Source organism: Pseudomonas sp. HY2-MNA-CIBAN-0224 (genome assembly GCF_040310285.1).
Taxonomy (GTDB): Bacteria; Pseudomonadota; Gammaproteobacteria; order Pseudomonadales; family Pseudomonadaceae; genus Aquipseudomonas; species Aquipseudomonas helleri.
Genome location: NZ_JBEOPQ010000864.1, coordinates 1 through 240 on the forward strand (window position 1 = coordinate 1; position 240 = coordinate 240).

A 240-nucleotide genomic window follows, 5' to 3' on the forward strand; every position below is an offset into this window, starting at 1 on the left:
GGCGTAAAGCGTGCGCAGGCGGTTTGTTAAGCCAGATGTGAAATCCCCGGGCTCAACCTGGGAATTGCATTTGGAACTGGCGAACTAGAGTCTTGTAGAGGGGGGTAGAATTCCAGGTGTAGCGGTGAAATGCGTAGATATCTGGAGGAATACCGGTGGCGAAGGCGGCCCCCTGGACAAAGACTGACGCTCATGCACGAAAGCGTGGGGAGCAAACAGGATTAGATACCCTGGTAGTCC

General features: G+C 54.6%; 1 rRNA gene. It reads left to right on the plus strand.

What is annotated here, in order from left to right:
* Positions 1–240 (plus strand): 16S ribosomal RNA (locus tag AAEZ03_RS28720); the annotation flags it as partial.